We start from the raw sequence: 3,219 nt of genomic DNA, 5'->3' as shown, positions 1-3,219 counted from the left end.
TGGGTCACCGCCATCAGGTTGGCCTCGGCCGGCAGCACGTAGGCCTTGGAGCCCCAGTAGCCGTTGGCGAAGGGGCCGAGCTGGCCGCTCTCGACGAACTTCTTCAGCCGGTTCTGCACGTCGCGGAAGTAGCCCGGCGAGGACATCGGGTGCGAGGGCGAGACGATGTGCTGCAGCTCGCTGGTTTTCTTCGGGTCGGCGTTCAGCGCCGACACCACGTCCACCCAGTCGAGCGCGTGCAGGTGGTAGAAGTGCACCGCGTGGTCGTGCACCTGCAGCGTCTTGGCCATCATCTCGCGGATCAGGTGCGCGTTGAGCGGGATGCGGATGCCCAGCGCGTCCTCCACCGCGCGCACCGAGGTGAGCGCGTGGCAGCCGGTGCACACGCCGCAGATGCGCTCCACGAAGGCCCAGGCGTCGCGTGGATCGCGTCCCTTGAGGATCACCTCCAGGCCGCGCCACATGGTGCCGGTGGAGACGGCGTTGCGGATCACGTTGTTGCTGTCGAGGTTGACCTCGCAGCGCATGTGGCCCTCGATGCGGGTCACCGGGTCGACCACCACGCGGCGGCCGGAATTGTCGAGCCTGAAGCCCTGTGTTTCGTAAGCACCCATGTCTTGTCGTCCTCTGCTGCGTCAGGCGTTGGTGGAAGCGGCGGCTTTCTTGGCCTTGGCGCTGTCGCGCGAGCGCTTGGCCACCGAGATCGCGGCGTGGGCGGCGACGGCCGCGCCGACGACGGCCGCTGCGGTGCCGCCCACCTTGTCGGCGTTGGCCTCGATGCCGAACTGGTGGATGTCGGTCAGGCGGTCGTAGAACGAGCCCTTGTCCCAGAAGCCGTCTTCCGAGCAGCCGATGCAGCCGTGGCCGGCCTTGATCGGGAAGCTGGTGCCCTCGTTCCACTGCACGGTGGAGCAGGCGTTGTAGGTGGTCGGGCCCTTGCAGCCGACCTTGTACAGGCAGTAGCCCTTGCGTGCCGATTCATCGTCCCAGGCCTCGACGAACTGGCCGGCGTCGAAGTGCGGACGCCGGTAGCACTTGTCGTGGATGCGCTGGCTGTAGAACATCTTCGGGCGGCCCTGACGGTCCAGCTCGGGGATGCGGTCGAAGGTCAGCATGTAGGTGATCACGCCCGTCATCACCTCGGGGATGGGTGGGCAGCCGGGCACCTTGATGATGGGCTTGTCGGTGATGACCTTGTGGATCGGCGTGGCCTGTGTCGGATTCGGCTTGGCCGCCTGCACGCAGCCCCACGAGGCGCACGAGCCCCAGGCGATGATGGCCTTGGCGTCCTTGGCCACGTGCTTGAGCTTGTCGATGAAGGGCTTGCCCGACTGGATGCAGAACATCCCGTCCTCGTTGAGCGGCGGGTTGCCCTCGACCGCGAGGATGTAGTTGCCCTTGTACTTGGTCATGACCTCTTCGAGGATCGCCTCGGCCTGGTGGCCGGCGGCGGCCATCAGCGTGTCGTCGTAGTCCAGCGAGATCATGGACAGCACCACGTCCTTGGCCAGCGGGTGCGCCGAGCGGATGAAGGCCTCGGTGCAGCAGGTGCACTCCAGCCCGTGCAGCCACAGCACCGGCGTGCGCGGCTTGGTTTCCATGGCGTGGGCGATCTGCGGCACGAAGGACGGTGCCAGACCCAGGGACGTCGCGGTGAGCGAACAGTATTTCAGGTAGCTGCGGCGCGAAATACCCTTGCGGCGCATGACCTCGTAGAAGGTTTCCATCGTGGGATGTCTCCGGTCGTTTTCAACATCGCCGCGCTTGTCCGGGTTGGCCGACGCGGCGCACTCTTGCGGTGGGCCATGCCGTCATCGCAAGTCATGTGCCAGTCCGACCGCTCTGCGGGAATACCCTGACAGGCGCGTCTAGCCGGTTGTTTTTTCAGCGCTTGTGGCAGGGCCTGCGCCGGCCCACGGGCGTCGTTGCCGAAGAGATGGAAGACAATGTGCCAGATGAAGGATCAAAGTGGAATCTTGTGAACCACTTCGCATCGACGCCGTCAGGACACCATCGGGGCGGCCTGAAGAAATGCCGCGATGGTATGGCCCAGTTGCACCGGCGCTTCGGCGTTGGGCTGATGACCGACACCCGGCATGACGTGCAGGCGCGCCCCATCGATACCGGCAACGATGTGGCGCGAGTGCTCGGGTGGATTGGCGCCATCGTGTTCGCCGACGATGGCCAGGGTCGGACACCTGACATGCGCCAGCATGTGTTCGATGCCGACCCGGCGAAGAATCGGGGCGGCGGCGCGCTGGATCGATGGGCCATCGTTGTCGATGAACGCCTGGAACTGCGCGTGCCGGTCCGCGGCACGCGCCGGGTTGTTCAGAAAGTCGGGGCCATACAGGACCGGTGCCAGCCGCGGCCAGGCCGACGCAGGGTCGCTGGCGTAACTGGCCAGCAGGGATTCGTAGCGGTTCAGCTTGTCCAGCGGCTCGGCATGGGCCGAGGCACCGCAGGTGACGAGCGACAGCACACGCTCCGGCCACTGCGCGGCCACCCGGAGGCCGATCACGCCGCCCACCGACGACCCCACCCAGTGCGCCGGGCCCAGTTGCAAGGCGTCCTGAACCGCCATCATGTCGGCGCACAGGTTGTCCACGTCGTGGCCACCGAGCGCGCGTGCGCTGCGCCCCATGCTGCGCCCGTCGATGGTGACGCAGTGAAAGCGCGTGGTCAGCGCGGGCAGCAGCCGGTCATACATCTGGCCGCTGAAGAACAGTCCGTGCAGCAGCAGCACGGGTGGTCGTGCAGGGTGGCCATGGCGTTCGACCCACAGGCGGGTGTGATTGGCCTCGATCAATGGCATGGAGCGCTTCTCCTCATGAAGCAGGGGGTGGTTGCGGATGGACGTCGGGCGGCTGACCGCTCAGGCCAGGCCGACCCAGGTGTCGATGACATCGGGTTGCGCGCGAAGTTGCGGGACGCTGCCGCGAAACCGGGCCTCGCCATGGCCGATCACGAGCACCTCGTCGGCCAGGTCCAGGGCGATGTCAAGCTTTTGCTCGACCAGCAGCATGGCCAGGCCCTCGCGTTTGAGGCGCGACAGCGTCTCGGCGACCCGGTCCACCATCTGGGGCGACAGGCCTTCGGTGGGCTCGTCGACGATCAGCAGGCGCGGGTTGCCCATCAGGGCCCGGCACAGCACCAGCATCTGCTGCTCGCCGCCGGAGAGCGCACCCGCGGGGGCATGACGGCGTTCGTGCAGGCGGG

General features: G+C 66.8%; 4 protein-coding genes. All 4 read right to left on the bottom strand.

Translation table 11 applies throughout. The annotated features are described in order from the left end of the window. Nucleotides 1-614, bottom strand: a 614-nt coding sequence (locus tag PHQ87_RS15270; protein WP_300236236.1) for a nickel-dependent hydrogenase large subunit, incomplete at its 3' end; no start/stop codon positions are given. A gap of 21 nt (nt 615-635) precedes the next feature. Further along, nucleotides 636-1,727, bottom strand: coding sequence for a hydrogenase small subunit (locus tag PHQ87_RS15265; protein WP_300236234.1), 1,092 nt, complete (start codon nt 1,725-1,727; stop codon nt 636-638). A 275-nt stretch (nt 1,728-2,002) separates the two neighbouring features. Beyond that, a complete protein-coding gene (locus tag PHQ87_RS15260; protein ID WP_300236231.1) occupies nt 2,003-2,815 on the bottom strand; it encodes an alpha/beta fold hydrolase in 813 nt (270 codons plus the stop codon). 60 nt (nt 2,816-2,875) lie between these two features. Next, nucleotides 2,876-3,219, bottom strand: a 344-nt coding sequence (locus PHQ87_RS15255) for an ATP-binding cassette domain-containing protein (protein WP_300236229.1), incomplete at its 5' end; no start/stop codon positions are given.

The organism is Hydrogenophaga sp. (assembly GCF_028698005.1).
In the GTDB taxonomy this organism is placed as follows: Bacteria; Pseudomonadota; Gammaproteobacteria; order Burkholderiales; family Burkholderiaceae_C; genus Hydrogenophaga.
This window is presented reverse-complemented; position numbering and strand designations above follow the sequence as displayed.